Below are 18305 nucleotides of genomic sequence, written 5' to 3' on the forward strand. Positions count from 1 at the left end.
CTTTGATCAAGGCTTACACCTAGTAACAGGTATTAGAAACAATATGAAAAATGTATTAATGACACTAAGAGATAAAATATTGCTTCGCAAAAGATCAGTTATAGAAACTATCAATGATCAACTTAAAAACATCGCTCAAGCTGAACATTCCAGACACAGAAGTTTTGGAAATTTCATCACTAATTTAGTGGCTAGTCTAATAGCATACTCCTTTCAAGAAAAGAAACCAAGTATCAAATTTGAAACACAAAAATCTGAACAATTGACTCTTTTCTGTTAAATCCTTACGTCGAACTCAGGTTAAAAGAAAAGGAACTTCCTTCCTTAGAAATCAATTAATTTACAGTTTTTTAAATTAAGGACTTAAGGTTGTCATTTAGGTTTGGGTGATAATGCGAGATAAATAGTATTAAATTCTCTTTATAGAGGTTTCTTGAATGGGAAAGAGGGTTTGTTATAAAGCTTTTAAATATGTTTTAATACAAGCTTTAAAAGTTGTCTTCTTAATGTATTTATAGGATTTGTTTATTGAAAATAATATAAAATATGTAAAAAAGAAAAACCTGAGATTCTCTTTCGAGTCTCAGGTTTTTTATAAATTACATTTATTTTTTGGTGATTAAATGTGTATTTTAGTCTTCATTAAATTTATTAGCAGTAATGTTGTCTTGATCTCCACCATTAGTGTAACCACCACTGGTAAGGTCTAATGCTAAGTTGTAAGAAGGTACATTAATACCTTTAGACGTTTTAACTGTATTGAAGTTTAGTACAGATTGACTTTCTTCATATAAAGCATTTTTAGTAAAAGTACCATATTTCTTACCATCTACGATAGTTTCTCTCCAGTCTATACCGTAAGCAATTTTAAGAAAATACTCCCCTTCAGGGATGTTTCTGATAAACTGTGTGGTATTAGAGTTGATGTAAGTTACACGTACTAGTTCATCGTCAGCTTTGGTTTTACCCATTTTGTACATCTTAACTACTACTTCTGTGTTTTTTCCAACTTTTATTTTTAAGTAGTTGTCTAACTTGTAGTCAAACTTACCTTTAAAGTTAAATGATGTTGGAGTAGCACCAGATTTATATGTTTTTTTCTCCCAGCTAGAATATTTGTCTTCTCTAGATACTTCAATAGAAGTAGATCTAGGAGAACTAGTATTGGAAGCTGTGCTAGTGTTTTTAGAAGATGATCCGTAAGAAGGAGTTGTAGATTCTATCGGTGTAGATGCTAAATCACCACCTCTGGCAGCTCTTTTGTTAGCTTCTTCGACAGCTCTTCTTGTTTCTTCAGTATCGGCTAAAGCTCTTCTTGCAGCGGCATCTTTAGATTTAGATGCAGCTTCAGCGTCTGCAATTGCTTTTGCTGCTACTGCTTCAGCTTCTCTTTTTAAGCGTTCTGCATTAGCAATTGCTTTTCTTGCCGCTTCTTCTGCAGCTCTTTTTGCCGCTTCAGCTTGGGCGATTGCTTGTGCCGCAGCTTGTTTAGCAGCTTCTCTTTTTGCTGCTGCTTCTTTTTCAGCTCTTTCTGCATCTGCAATTCGGCTGTCTTCGGTTAGGTATTTTGTAATCACAAAACCGTTCATACTTTTGTACTGTATAGCACTCCAGTCTCCATAGTTGGAACTCATTACGTATACCTGAGTTCCTTGAGGAACTTCGGCAATGGTGTTAAATTGTAGGCCGGGACCACTTCTAACTTCTAATTTATTAGAAGACATTAAGTATTGCCCATCTTGAGCATGAGCAGACGAGAAGGTAATCACCAAAAGCACAATAAATGTAAAAATAGACTTCATATCGCTTGTTTTTAAGTAGATTGGGTTATAATTCTTGTTATTTTCTTAGTTTAAATTTATAAAAAAATATAATTTTTATTAAAATTTGGTCTTAAAAAAAGTTTTTTATTCTAATTCTGCTTTTTGAAACATTTAAATAAATGACTTAAAAAGCACTTTTTTTAAGAGTGATTTAATTATTTAATCTCTTTGTTTTCAGTTGTTTGAAGTGCTTTTGCTGTACTAAAGCTTCAGCGTTTTTCATTAAATTACTGAAAAGAAAACCATTAAATCAGACTCAAAAGTAATGTTTTAATATGAAAAACACAACTTGTTTTCATTTTATTTATCTAAAAATATTGATTTATTTTCTTCAATTTGTGTTTTTTAACGATTTTTTTTGCTGTTATAACCGATTTAATTTAAGTTTTTAAAGTACTGAGTCGGTTTTGTAAGTTAAGGGTTACAAGGCTGGGGGATGGTGCGAAGATACGTGTATATTATGTTTAATGTATTTCTTTTATGAGATTAGGAAATTTAGCTTGAAATCTTTTTAATCTTGGTTTAGATATGTTTTGTATGTATGGGTTGTTTGGGTTGCGCTTTTCATAATCTTGATGGTACGCTTCTCCTTTCCAGAATTTTTGAAAAGGTAATATCTCTGCGGCAATTCTTTTATTTAATTTTTTAGATAGAGTTTCTTTCTTTTCTTCTATTATTTTTCTTTGTTTTTCATTTTGATAGAAAATAATAGATCTGTATTGTGATCCGTTATCTGGCCCTTGTCCATCAATTTGTGTAGGATTTTGAGATCCAAAGTATATGTCTACTAAAGTAGAAAAAGATATGATTTTTGGGTCATAGGTAATTTCTACGGCTTCTGCATGACCTGTTCTTCCTGTGTTACTTGTTTGGTATGTGGGGTTTTGGGTGTGTCCGCCAGAATAGCCAGAAACAGATTCTTTAACACCTTTTACGCTTTCGTAAATAGCTTCTACGCACCAAAAACACCCGCTGGCAAAATAGGCTCTTTCTAAGTTATTTATTGATTTTACTTGTACAGGAGTGATGTTTTTAATTTTTGCTTGTTTCTGGTCTTTGTTATTGGATTGACTATTGCTTTGGCAGCTAGAAAACAATAAAATTACGCTCCATAATATATATAATGTATTCTTCATAATGGTTTATGTTTATGTGTTTGGTCTCTTTTTTTATAATAAACTTTCATATTGTGTGTTGAAAATAATTAAAAAAGGTATGGCTGTCCAAACGGACAGCCATACCTTTTTTAATTATTTATCTTGTTTTAAGATCTTATCCATTCATAGAAATAAGAAACTCATCGTTGTTTTTAGTTTGTTTAAAACGATCATTGATGAATTCCATTGCTTCTACTGGGTTCATGTCTGCAAGGTATTTACGCATTACCCACATTCTTTGAATTGTGGTATCGTCAAGTAGTAGGTCATCACGACGTGTGCTTGAGGATGTAAGGTCGATAGCTGGAAAAATACGACGATTTGAAATTTTACGATCTAATTGAAGTTCCATGTTACCAGTACCTTTGAATTCTTCAAAGATTACCTCGTCCATTTTCGATCCCGTTTCCGTTAAAGCTGTTGCTATTATAGTAAGAGAACCTCCGTTTTCAATATTACGGGCTGCTCCAAAAAAACGTTTTGGTTTATGTAAGGCGTTAGCATCTACACCACCACTCAATATTTTTCCAGAGGCAGGTTGCACGGTATTGTATGCTCTTGCTAAACGGGTTATAGAGTCTAATAGGATCACAACATCATGACCACATTCTACTAGTCTTTTTGCTTTTTCAAGAACAATATTAGCAACTTTTACATGTTCGTTAGCTTCTTTGTCAAAAGTTGAGGCAACAACTTCTCCTTTTACATTTCGTTGCATATCGGTAACCTCTTCTGGTCTTTCATCGATTAGAAGGATCATTTGGTATACTTCTGGATGGTTTGCTGCAATTGCATTAGCAACATCCTTAAGTAGCATGGTTTTTCCTGTTTTAGGTTGTGATACAATCATACCACGTTGTCCTTTACCGATAGGAGCGAACAGGTCCATGATTCTTGTGGATATTGTACTTTGTCTTTCGGCAATATTGAATTTTTCCTGAGGAAATAATGGAGTTAGGTGTTCAAAAGAGACTCTGTCTCGAACCACTTGTGGGTCAAGACCATTAATTTTGTTTACTTTAATAAGCGGAAAGTATTTTTCTCCTTCTTTAGGAGGTCTTACTTGTCCTAATACGGTGTCTCCGGTTTTTAACCCGAAAAGACGGATTTGCGATTGTGATACATATATATCATCTGGAGAAGAAAGGTAATTATAGTCACTAGACCTTAAAAAGCCATAACCATCTTGCATGATGTCAAGAACGCCTTCGCTTTCGATTATAGCATCAAATTCGAAATCAGGTTCTTTGTACCTATTTCTATTGTCTCTGTTTCCGTGATCTCTATTCCCGTTATCCCTGTTTCCGTTGTCGCCACGATTTCCGCTATCTTTTTTATTAGGGTTGTTGTTGGTGTTTCTGGATTTATTTTGTTGAGGCTTGTCGTTACCTCTATTTCGGTTATCTTTTTTATCTTCTTTGTTGTGAAGAGGTTTAGTTTTGTCGCTATTTTCATTGCTCTTAGCTACATTTTCCTCCTTTGTTACAACGGGTTCGGGTACCTCTTTTTTGCGTTCTTGAGGTGCTTTTGCTTCCTTTTTTGTAGGGATTGTAGCTCCTTCTGGTTTTGCGGCACGAGGTCTTCTTGGGCGGATATTAGGTTTTGGTTTTTCAGAAGGTGTTTTTTCTGAAGAATCTTCTTTAATCACTTCTTTTACCTTATTAGGATTTGCTGCTTGGTAATCTAATATTTGGTATACTAAGTCTAATTTTTTTAATGTACGATATTTAGGTACATTAAGGTTTTTTGCAATATCTTGCAATTCAGGAAGCTTTTTTGCTTTTAATTCAGAAATCTCTAACATTTAAATTTGTTATATAATTTACGTTTAGGTATAAATTTTCAAAAGAAGAATTCTAGGAAAATTTTATTTTGAAGGTAAGCAACCTTATTTGAGAAGGTTACATGTTTTGTGATGCAATTATACAACTTTATTTTTAATTATTTACACATATTTGTAAAAAGAAACTCTTATTTTTGCTTTTTCACAAGGAAAAAATATAATGTTACAAAGAATTCAAACCGTATATTTAATTTTGACTGCTGTAGTATCGGCAGGAGTGAGTATGTACTTGCCTTATGGGTTAGATAAAAATGCAGTAGCTCTTTATGTAAAAACAGAACCATTTCTTTTAGGAATGTTTTTGGGATCTGCAGTATTATCTTTAATTTCGGTTTTTTTATTTAAAAATAGAAAGCTTCAATTTGTATTGGGGCGTATCAATATCTTATTAAACTTTATTTTACTAGGAGTATTTGTTTATTGGTCACTAACGGTATCTGGAGAGACTTATGTTTCTGAGAAAGGTATTGGGATGATCATTCCTGTTATTTCTATCGTTTTATTAGTAATGGCCAATAAGGCTATTAAAAAGGATGAGAATCTTGTAAAATCAGTAGATCGATTACGATAAACCTAAAATCTTAGTAGTATTAGTGCGTTAAAACCCGGAGTATGCCAACTCCGGGTTTTATTTTTAATTCATATTTTGAGAGTTTGCTTCTTTGAAAGTTGCCTTGAAATGAAAGTCTCACGATAATTGACTTGTAATACGATTTACGGATGAGAATTGCGTATAAATAATTGCAAAGGTTTTTCGCTAGATTGATGAATCAAATTAAAGAATAGTCATAGCTATTGTTTCATTTTATGAAGAAAATATAGTAGAAAAAGAATGCGATTATATGCGAGATTTTTATTCGTAAATCGTATAATTAGTAGATTTTGTTATTTTTTTCCTAACTCAATGACCTCAAGGTTTTCGATTTTTCCAGAATCTAAAGTAAATCGTAACATTGTTCTTACTTTATGAAACCCATGTGTTCCTGCTGCTCCTGGATTCATATGTAATACTCCATTTTTTTTATCCGGAATAACTTTGAGAATATGTGAATGTCCACAAATAAATAATTGTGGAGGGTTGGCTTTAATCTCGTCTCTGGTATTTATATTGTATTTTGGGGGGTATCCTCCAATGTGGGTTATCCAGACGGAAACTCCTTCACATACAAATCTTAGATTTAAAGGATAGGTTACTCTTGCTTTATCATCATCGATATTTCCATACACAGCGCGAATAGGTTTTATTGCTTCGATAGCATCGGTTACTTTAAGGTCTCCAATATCTCCTGCGTGCCATACTTCATCAGCTTCTTTTACATAATGTAAAATACGTTGATCTATGTAGCTGTGGGTGTCACTAAGTAAAAGTATTTTTTTCAAAATTGAAATAATAATAACGAGTTATATAATGAATGATAAAGAAAACTGAATACAAATTATAACTTCGATCTATATTTTATAAAGTATATTTGCGCTTAGTTTTATGCAAAAGTAAAGTATTGTACTGAAAAAGTGATGGAATAAGGGGAGCTTGATGTAATAAAATATTTATAGCAAAACTTCCTTTTTTTTAGTGTATTAGAATATATAATGAGATATTTTTTAGAACTTTCATATAATGGTACGCCATATCATGGTTGGCAGAAACAGCCTAATGCAATTTCGGTTCAAGAGGTTCTTGAAGAATCTTTATCTACGGTATTAAGAAATAGCATAGTTGTAATAGGGGCGGGCAGAACAGATACTGGTGTTCATGCAAAGCAAATTATGGCTCATTTTGATTATGAACTCTCTTTAAATACAGAAGAGCTTCAATATAAGCTTAATGCTATTTTGCCATCTGAAATTGCAATTAAAAAAGTGTATCCTGTGCAAGAAAATGCTCATGCTCGTTTTGATGCAATTAGTAGATCATATGAATATCATATATGTTTTGTTAAAGATCCTTTTAGTATTTGTAAATCATACTATTTTAAGAAGTCATTAGATGTAGAGGCAATGAATGAAGGAGCTAAGATACTGTTAAACTACATTAATTTTAAATGTTTCAGTAAATCTAAAACCGATGTAAAAACGTATAATTGTACTATTACAAACGCCGTTTGGGAAAAGAATGGTGATCAATTAATTTTTAAGATTTCTGCAAATCGTTTTTTAAGAAATATGGTAAGAGCAATTGTAGGAACACTTATTGAAATAGGAGAACATAAGTTAAATAACGAGGGATTAGTGGCGATTCTTAAAAGCGAGGACCGAAGTAAAGCAGGATACTCTGTTCCTGCTCACGGACTTTATTTGACAGCTATAGAATATCCTGAAATAATATATATAAAATAGATGGCAGAAAAGAGCGGTAATGCTTTTGATTTTAAGCTTTTTAGAAGATTGATTGGGTATACTAACCCCTATAAGTTCATTTTTTATTTTGTCTGTTTTTCAGCTATATTATTGTCTGCATTTTCTGTTTTAAGACCTTATTTGTTGCAACAAGCGATAGATAAAACTATTATTCCTAAGGATAATGAACTTTTGGTTTTCTTTATAAGTTCAATGTTGGGTGTTTTGCTTTTGGAAGTTATCTCACAATTTTTATTTATCTATTTTGCCAATTTACTCGGACAAGAAGTTATTCGGGATATTAGAATAAAGCTATTTAAGCACATGCTAGGTTTTAAAAAACAATATTATGATAAATCGGCAGTAGGTAGATTAGTGACTAGAGCAGTCAGTGATATTGAAACGATAGCAAGTATTTTTAGTCAGGGATTATTTATGATTATTAGTGATTTGCTGAAAATGGTAGTCATTTTGGGGTATATGTTATACCAAAGTTGGCAACTTACCTTGTTAGTTCTGATTGTATTGCCATTTGTTTTGTACGCTACAAGAGTTTTTCAGAAAAAAATGAAGATTGCTTTTGAAGAAGTTAGAACCCAAGTGTCTAATTTAAATTCTTTTGTTCAGGAGCGTATTACAGGTATGAAGATTGTTCAATTGTTTACAAGAGAAGAAACAGAATATGCTACTTTTAAAGAAATTAATGAAAAGCATAAAAAAGGTTGGATAAAAACGGTTTGGTATAATTCTATATTTTTTCCAATTGCAGAAATGTCTAGTTCTATAGCTATAGGATTAATAGTTTGGTTTGGGGGACTTAAGGCAGCACAAGGCGATGTGATTACATTGGGGGTAGTTATTGCTTTTATAGAGTTATCACAAATGCTTTTTAGACCTTTACGACAAATAGCGGATAAGTTTAACTCTTTGCAAATGGGTATGGTTGCTGCTAATCGGGTATTTGCTATTTTGGATATAGATTCTAAAATTGAGAATAAAGGAGATATATTATTAGAGAATGTAAAAGGTAAAATAACTTTCGATAATGTGCGATTTAGTTATATTGAAGATGAAGAAATTCTAAAAGGAGTTTCATTTACGGTTAATGCAGGAGAGACAGTAGCGATAGTTGGAGCTACAGGTGCAGGAAAATCTACAATTATTAATTTATTGAATAGGTTTTATGAAATAGATAGCGGAGTGATTTCTGTAGATGATGTTGATATCGAGTCTATTGATCTAAAATCGCTACGAAATCACATAGCTGTTGTGCTTCAGGATGTATTTTTATTTGCAGATACTATTCTTAATAATATAACATTAAATAACCCCGATATTCCTGAAGAAAAAGTACATCAAGTAGCAAAAGAAATAGGGATTCACGATTTTATAAATAGCCTTCCTAATGGATATCATTATAATGTAAAAGAAAGAGGTGCTATGCTTTCCTCTGGGCAGCGACAATTAATCTCTTTTTTAAGAGCTTATGTAACCAATCCAGGAATTTTGGTACTGGATGAAGCAACATCTTCCATAGATTCTTATAGCGAAGAATTAATACAAGATGCAACCAATAAGATTACTAGAGGTAGAACATCTATAGTTATTGCACATAGATTAGCAACTATTAGGAATGCCGATAAGATTATTGTAATGGATCAGGGTAAAATTGTAGAACAAGGTAGTCATAACGAATTACTGGAAATTACAAATGGATATTATAAAAATCTTTACGAAGTACAATTTACTGATGTGATGGAATAAACAGTTTGTTATTCTTATTTGGATGGAATCGAGATTGTACCCGACATGATCATCAGTGCAGTAGCTAGTATGATTGTAATAATGTACAATATGGATACATATATAAGAAATAGAAGTGTTTTGATCATAATTTTCTTTACACTAATCTGATAAAGCTTCTTTAAAACGTATGCCATATAAAAAATATATACAGGAAATTGTATCAACATAATAATTATAAAGTCGTTCACTATAAACATTAGCGGTAATAATACTAATGCCATTGTTCCTACTATATGGGAGTAGGCGTATAAATAGATTACAAAATGCTCTGTTAGATTATATTTTTTATAATTCAAAAAAACCAATCGGGATAATATAGCTAGTAACGGAATCAATAAAAAACTTATGATAGATTGATGCTGAAAAGTAGAATCAAATAGGGAACTCTGCATCTTTGCTTGTTGTTCAGAAAAATTGCCAAACTTTATGATTTCCTTGAGTCTGTCCTTTACTAAAAAAGCATAGAACCCTGTAATAGTTATAGAGATAGCAAAATACCCAAAAGCATTTACATAACGCTTTCTTAGTCCATGTATATATCCATCGATAACTTCGTCAGGTTTGGTAAATAAATGAATAAATGTTTTGATAAAAGAGTTATCCAAATTAAAAAAACGATCCACAAACTCAGAAACAAGATTCTTAAAAGTTATTCGATTGGTGATTTTTTTAACCCCACAACTAGGGCAAAAATTATAAGTTTCTATTTGGTTTCCGCAATTCTTGCAGTTAGTAATAGTGATTAAATCACTCATTAAGCTAAATCCTTTTTAATTTTCTCTATAAGTTCTTCTTCTGTTTTAAAGATAACGAATTCTCCATTTTTGATATAAGATAATCTGCCAGTCTCTTCGCTTACTACTAAAGCTAGTGCATCTGTTTTTTCACTAATCCCTACAGCTGCTCGATGTCGTAAACCAAAACGTAAAGGAATGTTGTTATCATTTGTAACTGGTAAAATAGCTCTGGTGGCTACAATATGGTTATCTTCAATAATCATAGCCCCATCATGAAGCGGACTGTTTTTGTAAAAGATACTCTCAATAATTGGGCTATTTATACGAATGTCCATAGAGTCTCCAGATGTTTTTACAAAATCTAAAGATGTAGTTCTTTTAATTATAATTAGCGCTCCAGTATGAGTTTTCCTCATTTCGATACAGGCATTTATAATTGCCTTTATGTTAGTAATGGTATCTTCAGGATTGTCTCGAATAAATTTTAATTGCCTTAAAAATTGACGCCTCCTCCCAAAATTAGTAGAGCCAATCATTAATAGGAATTTTCGTATTTCTTGTTGAAAAACGACGATTAAAGCAAACATTCCAACTCCAATGAATTCTCCTAAGACACTACTAAGCATCTCCATAGCCAGAAACTGAGTAAGTTTCCAAACTAAATAAATAATAACGATACCTATAAAGATGTTAATTGCAGCAGTCCCTTTAACTAATTTATAGATGGAATACAATAAAAAGGCAACGAGTACAATATCAAGTATGTCTAGTATTCTAAGATTGATTAAGTCCAAATGCCTAATGTTTTTGTAAAAATAGAAAAATTAGTGAAATTTTGATGTTTAATTGATATTAGTTCTCTATCCCTTAAAATATAAACTAAAACAACGATTAATCTACTTGATTATATGTATTAACTAAAGTAATGCATTCCATTGCTTCTTTAACATCATGCACTCTTAGGATAGATGCCCCATTGAGTAAAGCAATAGTATTTAAAGCTGTAGTTCCGTTTAAAGCTTCTTGAGGGGTATTGTTTAGTATTTTGTAGACCATTGATTTTCTAGAAAGTCCTGCTAGAATAGGTAGGTTATGAGATTCCAGAAGAATTAAGTATTTTAAGATTTCAAAATTTTGCAATGTGTTTTTAGCAAATCCAAATCCGGGATCTATAATAATGTCATTTATACCACATTTTTTGGCATCGGCTACTTTCTTTGCAAAAAAGGTGTTAATTTCTATAATTAGTTTATCATATTGATCTAATGTTTTCATAGTTTTTGGAGTCCCTTTCATATGCATCATGATATAAGGTACTTTTAGTTCGCCTATGGTTGGTAACATTTTATCGTCTAGATCTCCTGAAGAAATATCGTTTATTAATGTTGCCCCAGTTTCAATACATAATTTTGCGATTTCACTTCTAAAGGTATCTATAGATACTAAAATTTCAGGAAACTTATCGAGTAATAAAGATACTATAGGTAGGATTCTTTTTTTCTCTTCTTCAATAGAAATATGATCTGCTCCAGGTCTTGAAGAATATGCTCCTATGTCTATAAAAGTAGCGCCATCTTTAAGCATGAGTTCTGTTTGTTTTAAAATCTCATTTTCGTTTTTATATTTACCTCCGTCATAAAAAGAGTCTGGAGTTAGATTTAGTATACCCATTACTTTTGGAGTAGATAAATTAATTAAAGAACCGTTACAATTGATAGTCATTACTTAGAGTATTTTTTAAGTCAAATTTAAGATCCATTATACAGTGTTATTATTTTCTTTTTTTTAATAAATAATAAAGAGTTTTAAAACTCTAATAGAATTAATTTTTGGCTTCCATTTTTTTAATTCCCATATTAAAGCGAAATTTACGCAAAATCCAACAATTTTATGCAAGATACGTCTATACAATATGATGCGGTAATTACTATATGTCGGGACTTATTTATCAACAAAATGAAAGACTATGGTAGTGCATGGCGAATATTAAGATTACCATCATTAACCGATCAGATTTTTATTAAAGCACAACGTATTCGTGGTTTGCAAGAAAATGAGATTCGTAAGGTAGATGAAGGAGAGGTTTCAGAATTTATAGGTATTATTAATTATAGTATTATGGCATTGATACAACTTGAAAAAGGAGTTGCGACACAGCCTGATTTGTCTCCAGAAGAAATTACAGAATTATATAATAAACATATCGATATAACGAAAACGCTAATGATGAATAAAAATCATGATTATGGAGAAGCTTGGCGTGATATGCGTGTAAGTTCGCTTACAGATTTAATTATTCAGAAATTACTTAGAGTAAAACAAATTGAAGATAATAAAGGAGAAACTCTGGTAAGTGAAGGGATAGATGCAAACTATCAGGATATGATTAATTATGCAGTATTTGCTATGATTCATCTTGGAGAAGCAAATAAGTAGAAGCATAAAATACTGTTAAACTAAAAGTAACAATATTTAAACCATGTTATCTTGTGCAAATTAAAATTATAATAAGAGTATTAAATGAGTATTAATAATTGAAAAGGTATTAATCAAAAAGCTAAATGGCGAGTTTAGTACTTCTTATATTGAACCAAGTAGAAGTATAACAATTAAAAACATTAAAATAGAACAGATGAAAATATTAGTTACTTTCTGTAGGATATTTGTTGCTGCACTTTTTTTATTTTCGGGATTTATTAAATTAAATGATCCACTTGGCTTTTCATATAAACTTCAGGAATACTTCGGGGAAGGGGTGCTTAATTTAGAATTTCTTATTCCATATGCATTACTCATAGCTGTTTTTTTAGTGATTTTTGAAATTATACTTGGGATTACATTAATACTAGGGTATCTCCCCAAATTTACAGTTTGGTCTCTTTTGTTAATGATAGTATTTTTTACTTTTCTAACATTTTATTCTGCATATTTTAATAAAGTTACAGATTGTGGGTGTTTTGGTGATGCTTTGCCATTAACACCATGGGAGTCTTTTACCAAAGATTTAATTCTGCTAGCTTTAATTTTAGTATTGTTTTTTGGAAGAAAGTTTATTACACCCGTACACCCAATAGCAGTACATAAATGGGTTGTTTTTGTTTCTTTTACTCTATGTTTAGGTTTTGCATATTATGTTTTAATGTATTTACCCGTGTTTGATTTTAGAGCATATAAAGAAGGAACAGATATGTTAAAAGGTATGGAGGTTCCTGAAGGAGCGCCAAAAGCTGAGTTTGCGTATCATTGGAAGTTTGATATTAATGGAGAAGAAAAAATCATAACAACCAGCGGGGATTATCCTAAGGTAGAAGGAGAATTTATAAACGTAGAAACCGAAGAGTTGAAAGAAGGGTATGAGCCTGCTATTCATGATTTTGCAATCGAAAAAGATGGTAATGATTATACAGTAGAACTTCTTAAAAAGGAAAAACTTCTAATGATAGTTGCGTATAACTTATCTAAAAGTGAGGATGAAGGTTTTACTGCTATTAAAGAAGTAACAGACAAAGCAAAATCTCAAGGATTTACAGTAATAGGACTTACAGCTTCTGGAAGTAAAGATATTTCTGATGTAAGAGCTAAGTATGATTTGGATTTTTATTTTTTCTCAACAGATGAAACAGCATTAAAAACTGTAATACGATCTAATCCAGGAATTTTAAAATTAAAATATGGGGTTATTCAACAAAAATTACACTGGAATGATGCTGATAAATTATCATTTTAATGGGTAAATGTTAATATAATAGTAAAATGAGCAGTTACCTTATTAGTAAAATCGGATATACTTTACTTACTTTATTAGGGGTGGTGACTGTAATTTTTTTATTATTTACATTGTTGCCTGGGGATCCTGCGCAGATGATGCTTGGACAAAATGAAACAGAAGAACAATTAAATAATGTTAGAAAAAAATATGGTTTTGACAAGCCAGTTTCTTCTCAATATCTACATTATTTAAATGACCTTTCTCCACTTTCATTTCATAGTTTGAAACCCGATGATTTTTCATATTATGATTCTAAAAAGTATACAGCGGTTACTTTGTTTAAAACAAGTACTGTTGTATCCGTACTTAAATTTCCATACCTAAGAGAATCCTTTCAGAAAAACGGAAAAAAAGTTAGTGAAGTAATAAAAGAGACTTTGCCAAACACAGCAATTCTTGCGGTCTTTGCAATATGTATTGCAATATTTTTAGGGGTGTTTCTAGGTGTTTTAAGTGCTTTGACAAAAGACAGATGGCCGGATAAACTAATTCAATTGGTAAGTATCTTAGGTATGAGTATACCTTCTTTTTTTAGTGCAATTATTTTTGCATGGTTATTTGGTTATATATTACAAGAGTATACTAATCTAAATATGACAGGTAGTTTATATGAAGTTGATGATTTTGGAGAAGGTAAATATGTGCAATGGAAAAACCTTATTCTTCCAGCAATTGTATTAGGGATACGCCCACTGGCAGTAGTTACTCAATTAATGCGTAATTCATTATTAGAAGTTATGAGCCAGGATTACATTAGAACCGCAAAAGCAAAAGGACTTTCTATGTCTCAGATGATAAGAAAGCATGCGTTAAAAAACTCATTAAACCCTGTGGTTACTGCAATATCAGGGTGGTTTGCCTCTATGTTGGCAGGTGCCGTATTTGTAGAATATATTTTTGGATGGAACGGATTAGGAAAAGAGATTGTAAATGCATTAAATACGTTAGATTTGCCAATAATAATGGGTTCTGTATTAGTAATAGCAACCATGTTTATACTAATTAATATATTTGTTGATATCATCTATGGATGGTTGGATCCTAAAATAAGAAGCTAATTACTTCTAAATCAATGTAACCACACATTTAACCACATATAAAATTTGAATTAATGAGAAAAAAAATTGTAGCCGGAAACTGGAAAATGAATAAAAATCTGGCAGAAACCAAAACCTTACTTTTAGAATTAAAAACCAAACTAACCGCTTCTCAAACAGAAATTATTGTAGCACCTACATATACCAATTTAGGTAGTGCTGTAGAAATTTTAGAAGATTCTTCTATCACTGTTGCTGCGCAAAATATGCACCAAGCAGAAAACGGCGCTTATACAGGCGAAATCTCTGCAGATATGCTTAAAAGTATAGGAGTAGAGACTGTTATCTTAGGACATAGTGAACGTAGAGCATATTTTGGAGAGACAGACGAATTATTGGCAAGTAAAGTAAATACAGCATTACAGCATGATATGACAATTATTTTCTGTTTTGGAGAAGAATTAGAAGACCGTAAAAAAAATAATCATTTTTCGGTCGTAGAAAATCAGTTAAAAAAAGGAGTTTTTCATATAGCACAAGAAAACTGGAAAAATGTAATTTTGGCATATGAGCCAGTTTGGGCTATAGGAACAGGAGAAACCGCATCGCCAGAACAAGCGCAAGAAATGCATGCCTTTATTAGAAAAACTATAGCAAATACTTTTAGCGAAAAAGTAGCAGATAAAGTTTCTATTTTATATGGAGGAAGTGTAAAACCTAATAATGCCGAAGAAATTTTTGCTAATCCAGATGTAGATGGAGGGTTAATAGGAGGTGCAGCATTAGATGCAGAAAACTTTGCAGTAATTGCTAATGCAATCTAACAAAAATAGTGAATGAAAAAAGTAACAAAGCATCTCATCATCATGTTGAGGTGCTTTGTCTTATATATTTAAGAATAAAAATAGTAGTATGTCGAATACAAAATACATTGGATATTATTTTAAAGTCTCGCCAATTCAACCAGCAACCGAAATATTAATAGCAGAACTAGGGTATATTGGATTTGAAAGCTTTGTAGAAACGGAAAATGGAGTAAATGCATTTATTCAAAAAGACGAATGGAATGAAGATATTCTGGAAGAAGTATATGTATTAAGTTCTGGAGAATTTGATATACAGTATACTGTAGAAGAAATAGAGCAAATAAACTGGAATATAGAATGGGAGAAAAATTTTAATCCCATAATAGTAGATGATGTTTGTAGTGTTAGAGCACCGTTTCACGAAAAACCAAATACAGAATATGATATTGTTATAGAGCCTAAAATGTCTTTTGGAACTGGGCATCATGAAACAACGCATATGATGATTCAGCACCTTTTAAAAGAAGATTTAAAAGATAAAACTGTTTTAGATATGGGATGTGGAACGGGTATTTTAGCAATTTTAGCAGAAATGAGAGGCGCTGCATCCATAGACGCAATCGATATAGATAATTGGTGTTACTTAAATACTGTCGAAAATATAGAACGTAATGATTGTACAAAAATTACAGCTTATGAAGGAGATGTGTCTTTGTTAAAAGAAAGAAAATATAATGTAGTTATAGCAAACATTAACCGTAATATACTACTTGATGATATTCAAGCTTATGCAAAATCTTTAAAGCCTAACGGGATTTTATTTGTAAGTGGATTTTATAAAGAAGATCTGAGTATGATTACAGAAGAATGTAAAAAAAATGATTTGAAAATTAGAGAGCATATTAGTAGAAATAATTGGATAGCAGTATCTTATGCTTTATAATTATATGTTAAATAGTTTGTGTAACCCTCTAAGTTATTATATTTGTATTAAAAAAATTACTCCCCATGAATACTCAAGAAAAAGTTTTAGAAGAGGTTCTTGAAAAACCTGTTGAAAAAAATAATAATGAGATTGTTTTATATAATGATGATGTAAACACATTTGATCACGTTATAGAAACCTTGATTTATTCTTGTGACCATACAGCATTACAAGCAGAGCAGTGCGCTATGCTAGTACATTACAAAGGAAAATGTACAGTAAAGACAGGTGTTTATAAAGAACTAGTACCAAGATGTTCTAAATTATTAGAAGCTGGACTTAGTGCAGAAATTGTATAATTTCTAATTTTTTTATAAAAATAACAGCCCTTTTAGGGCTTTTTTTATTAAAAATTAAATTCTTACAAAATATACTAGTAAATAACATGTATTTAATGAAAAAGAAATAAATTTATGATTTGTAAGAAAAAACTTTCTTTTTTATTTCTTTTTATTTCTTTTCACTCATCTTATATTCCTTTTTCTCTTCTTCCGTTAACACTTTTTTTACATCTATAAGATAATTAGATGTTGTGCATTTGATCGGTTTTTTTGTTGCTTAAAAAATAGTGTTTTAGTGTTTTTATTAAATTAATCATACGGTTTAACCGTATTTTTAAAGAATCACATAAAAAAGCGACTTAATATTTAAAAAAAATATCATATCTTCGAACCGATAAATTAAAAAAGTTCAAAGCTTTTTAAATTATTTATAACTGAAATATAAGTTCTTAACACAATTTATAATTTGGTTTAGTAACTACACAAACTCGACTTATTAAAATGAAAAAAATCAAATTTTTAGCACTTTGTGCTATTGCAGCAGGATTCATAACATCTTGCCAAAAAGAAGAAGTTTCTAATGAAACACCACAAGAAGTAGCTGTAACTCCAACAAAAGACCAACTTGCAAAGTTGAATAATATGGGAGTAAACACTAGTGATGTTAAAATAGAAAAGATAACTTTTCCTGATGGAAGTTCAGATAACTTTTTAGTTTCAGGAGATATTACAATTCCAGTTTCTGGTTTAGAAAAATTTAACGATTTAGAAGCTGTTGCAAATGGTAATAAGCAATACAGAACTAATAATCTTGTATCTAGTGGTAATAGAAACATTAGTGTAATAGGTTATACAGGTTCTGGTAATGCATTAACTAGTAAAATGCGTACTGGTTTACAGTGGGCAGTTAACAATTATAATGCGTTAAATTCTTCATTAAATTTTACTCTTACTTTTTCTGCTAGTACAAATGCGGATATGGTAGTTTATAATAATGGTGCCTCTGGTGGAGGAGGGTCTGCAGGTTTTCCTAGTGGAGGAAGAGCTTACAAGTGGATTCAAATTAACCAAGGAACAGATGCTTATAATACTAATGTTATAGAGCATGTAATGACTCATGAAATAGGACACTGTATAGGGTTCCGTCATCAAGATTGGAGATCACGTCAGAGTTGTGGTCAAAACTCTAATGAAGGTACTGCTGGAGTAGGAGCTGTATTGATTGCAGGTACTCCATCTTCTGATAGAGCAGATTCTATAATGCTTGCTTGTTTTAGTTCAAGTGATGACGGAGAATTTACTAGTACTGATAGAACAGCTATTAATACTTTGTATTAATAATTAATTAACTTTTACAAGCTTTGAACTTTTTATTAAAGCCATCCTTTATTAGATAAGGATGGCTTTTTTGTTTTCAAATTATTTAATTCACATTGTGGAGTTTAATTCTCTGAGACTTGCCTCAAAAACAAAATATATTTTCAGAAACATACCTCGTGAGCTTGCTCCAATGTTATTGATTAAAAATAATTTCTGTCCTTCCATTTACATCCTTAGTTAACATTCTAGTTCTTGATAAGTTTTTATAATTAGGAATCTCTCCTTTTGTAATAATAAATTTATCTTAGAAAAGTAGATGTGTTTAAAATTATCTATTAAAACCTATTCTGTAATTAAGATAGTTTCTGTTGCTATTTCTTTTCAGTGTTTTGACATTCAAAAAA

The 18305-nt window shown here is 31.2% G+C and carries 18 protein-coding genes; 11 read left to right on the forward strand and 7 right to left on the reverse strand.

Annotated elements, in window-relative coordinates:
• Nucleotides 1-280, forward strand: a 280-nt coding sequence (locus H527_RS0112995; RefSeq protein ID WP_027413116.1) for a transposase, incomplete at its 5' end; no start/stop codon positions are given.
• A gap of 352 nt (nucleotides 281-632) precedes the next feature.
• Here the strand turns inward: H527_RS0112995 and H527_RS0113000 are convergent.
• The 3 genes from H527_RS0113000 to rho form a co-directional block, all read right to left on the reverse strand.
• Entirely contained in the window at nucleotides 633-1802 is a 1170-nt protein-coding gene (locus H527_RS0113000) for an SH3 domain-containing protein (protein ID WP_027413117.1), read from the reverse strand.
• Nucleotides 1803-2287: 485 nt separating this feature from the next.
• Nucleotides 2288-2959: a peptide-methionine (S)-S-oxide reductase MsrA gene (gene msrA, locus H527_RS0113005; RefSeq protein WP_027413118.1), complete on the reverse strand. Its 672-nt coding sequence runs from the start codon at nucleotides 2957-2959 to the stop codon at nucleotides 2288-2290.
• A gap of 136 nt (nucleotides 2960-3095) precedes the next feature.
• Nucleotides 3096-4784 carry a transcription termination factor Rho gene (rho, locus tag H527_RS0113010; RefSeq protein ID WP_027413119.1) on the reverse strand — a complete coding sequence of 563 codons (1689 nt, stop codon included), beginning with the start codon at nucleotides 4782-4784 and terminating at the stop codon, nucleotides 3096-3098.
• A 199-nt stretch (nucleotides 4785-4983) separates the two neighbouring features.
• Between rho and H527_RS0113015 the strand changes: the two genes are divergently transcribed.
• Entirely contained in the window at nucleotides 4984-5394 is a 411-nt protein-coding gene (locus tag H527_RS0113015) for a DUF4293 domain-containing protein (protein ID WP_027413120.1), read from the forward strand.
• Nucleotides 5395-5708: 314 nt separating this feature from the next.
• Here H527_RS0113015 and H527_RS0113020 read toward each other — a convergent pair whose 3' ends face one another.
• Nucleotides 5709-6203 (reverse strand): metallophosphoesterase family protein, encoded by a 495-nt coding sequence (locus tag H527_RS0113020; RefSeq protein WP_027413121.1) that lies wholly within the window; start codon nucleotides 6201-6203, stop codon nucleotides 5709-5711.
• A gap of 210 nt (nucleotides 6204-6413) precedes the next feature.
• Here H527_RS0113020 and truA point away from each other — a divergent pair, with 210 nt between their 5' ends.
• Nucleotides 6414-7160, forward strand: a complete 747-nt coding sequence (gene truA, locus H527_RS0113025) for a tRNA pseudouridine(38-40) synthase TruA (protein WP_027413122.1) — start codon at nucleotides 6414-6416, stop codon at nucleotides 7158-7160.
• Entirely contained in the window at nucleotides 7161-8924 is a 1764-nt protein-coding gene (locus H527_RS0113030; protein ID WP_027413123.1) for an ABC transporter ATP-binding protein, read from the forward strand.
• A gap of 14 nt (nucleotides 8925-8938) precedes the next feature.
• Here the strand turns inward: H527_RS0113030 and H527_RS22095 are convergent, their stop codons facing one another.
• From H527_RS22095 to folP, 3 genes are all read right to left on the reverse strand, one after another.
• Entirely contained in the window at nucleotides 8939-9721 is a 783-nt protein-coding gene (locus H527_RS22095) for a DUF3667 domain-containing protein (RefSeq protein WP_051316756.1), read from the reverse strand.
• Nucleotides 9721-10497: a diadenylate cyclase gene (locus H527_RS0113040; protein ID WP_027413124.1), complete on the reverse strand. Its 777-nt coding sequence runs from the start codon at nucleotides 10495-10497 to the stop codon at nucleotides 9721-9723. The genes H527_RS22095 and H527_RS0113040 overlap by 1 nt, the downstream gene beginning before the upstream one ends.
• A gap of 97 nt (nucleotides 10498-10594) precedes the next feature.
• Nucleotides 10595-11425 carry a dihydropteroate synthase gene (folP, locus tag H527_RS0113045; protein WP_027413125.1) on the reverse strand — a complete coding sequence of 277 codons (831 nt, stop codon included), beginning with the start codon at nucleotides 11423-11425 and terminating at the stop codon, nucleotides 10595-10597.
• 168 nt (nucleotides 11426-11593) lie between these two features.
• Between folP and H527_RS0113050 the strand changes: the two genes are divergently transcribed.
• From H527_RS0113050 to H527_RS0113080, 7 genes are all read left to right on the forward strand, one after another.
• Nucleotides 11594-12139, forward strand: coding sequence for a DUF1599 domain-containing protein (locus H527_RS0113050; RefSeq protein WP_027413126.1), 546 nt, complete (start codon nucleotides 11594-11596; stop codon nucleotides 12137-12139).
• A gap of 196 nt (nucleotides 12140-12335) precedes the next feature.
• Nucleotides 12336-13430 (forward strand): BT_3928 family protein, encoded by a 1095-nt coding sequence (locus H527_RS0113055; RefSeq protein ID WP_027413127.1) that lies wholly within the window; start codon nucleotides 12336-12338, stop codon nucleotides 13428-13430.
• Nucleotides 13431-13456: 26 nt separating this feature from the next.
• Nucleotides 13457-14530, forward strand: a complete 1074-nt coding sequence (locus H527_RS0113060) for an ABC transporter permease (protein WP_027413128.1) — start codon at nucleotides 13457-13459, stop codon at nucleotides 14528-14530.
• A gap of 53 nt (nucleotides 14531-14583) precedes the next feature.
• The gene (gene tpiA / locus H527_RS0113065; RefSeq protein WP_027413129.1) at nucleotides 14584-15333 is read left to right on the forward strand and encodes a triose-phosphate isomerase; all 750 of its coding nucleotides are present in this window, start codon (nucleotides 14584-14586) and stop codon (nucleotides 15331-15333) included.
• An 88-nt stretch (nucleotides 15334-15421) separates the two neighbouring features.
• Complete coding sequence (gene prmA / locus H527_RS0113070) at nucleotides 15422-16258, forward strand: 50S ribosomal protein L11 methyltransferase (protein ID WP_027413130.1); 837 nt, start codon at nucleotides 15422-15424, stop codon at nucleotides 16256-16258.
• A gap of 65 nt (nucleotides 16259-16323) precedes the next feature.
• Nucleotides 16324-16599 (forward strand): ATP-dependent Clp protease adaptor ClpS, encoded by a 276-nt coding sequence (locus H527_RS0113075; protein ID WP_027413131.1) that lies wholly within the window; start codon nucleotides 16324-16326, stop codon nucleotides 16597-16599.
• Nucleotides 16600-17082: 483 nt separating this feature from the next.
• On the forward strand, nucleotides 17083-17919 hold the full coding sequence (locus tag H527_RS0113080; RefSeq protein WP_027413132.1) for a M57 family metalloprotease: 837 nt from the start codon (nucleotides 17083-17085) through the stop codon (nucleotides 17917-17919).
• The last annotated feature ends 386 nt before the right edge of the window (nucleotides 17920-18305 follow it).

Source organism: Aquimarina muelleri DSM 19832 (assembly GCF_000430665.1).
Lineage (GTDB): Bacteria > Bacteroidota > Bacteroidia > Flavobacteriales > Flavobacteriaceae > Aquimarina > Aquimarina muelleri.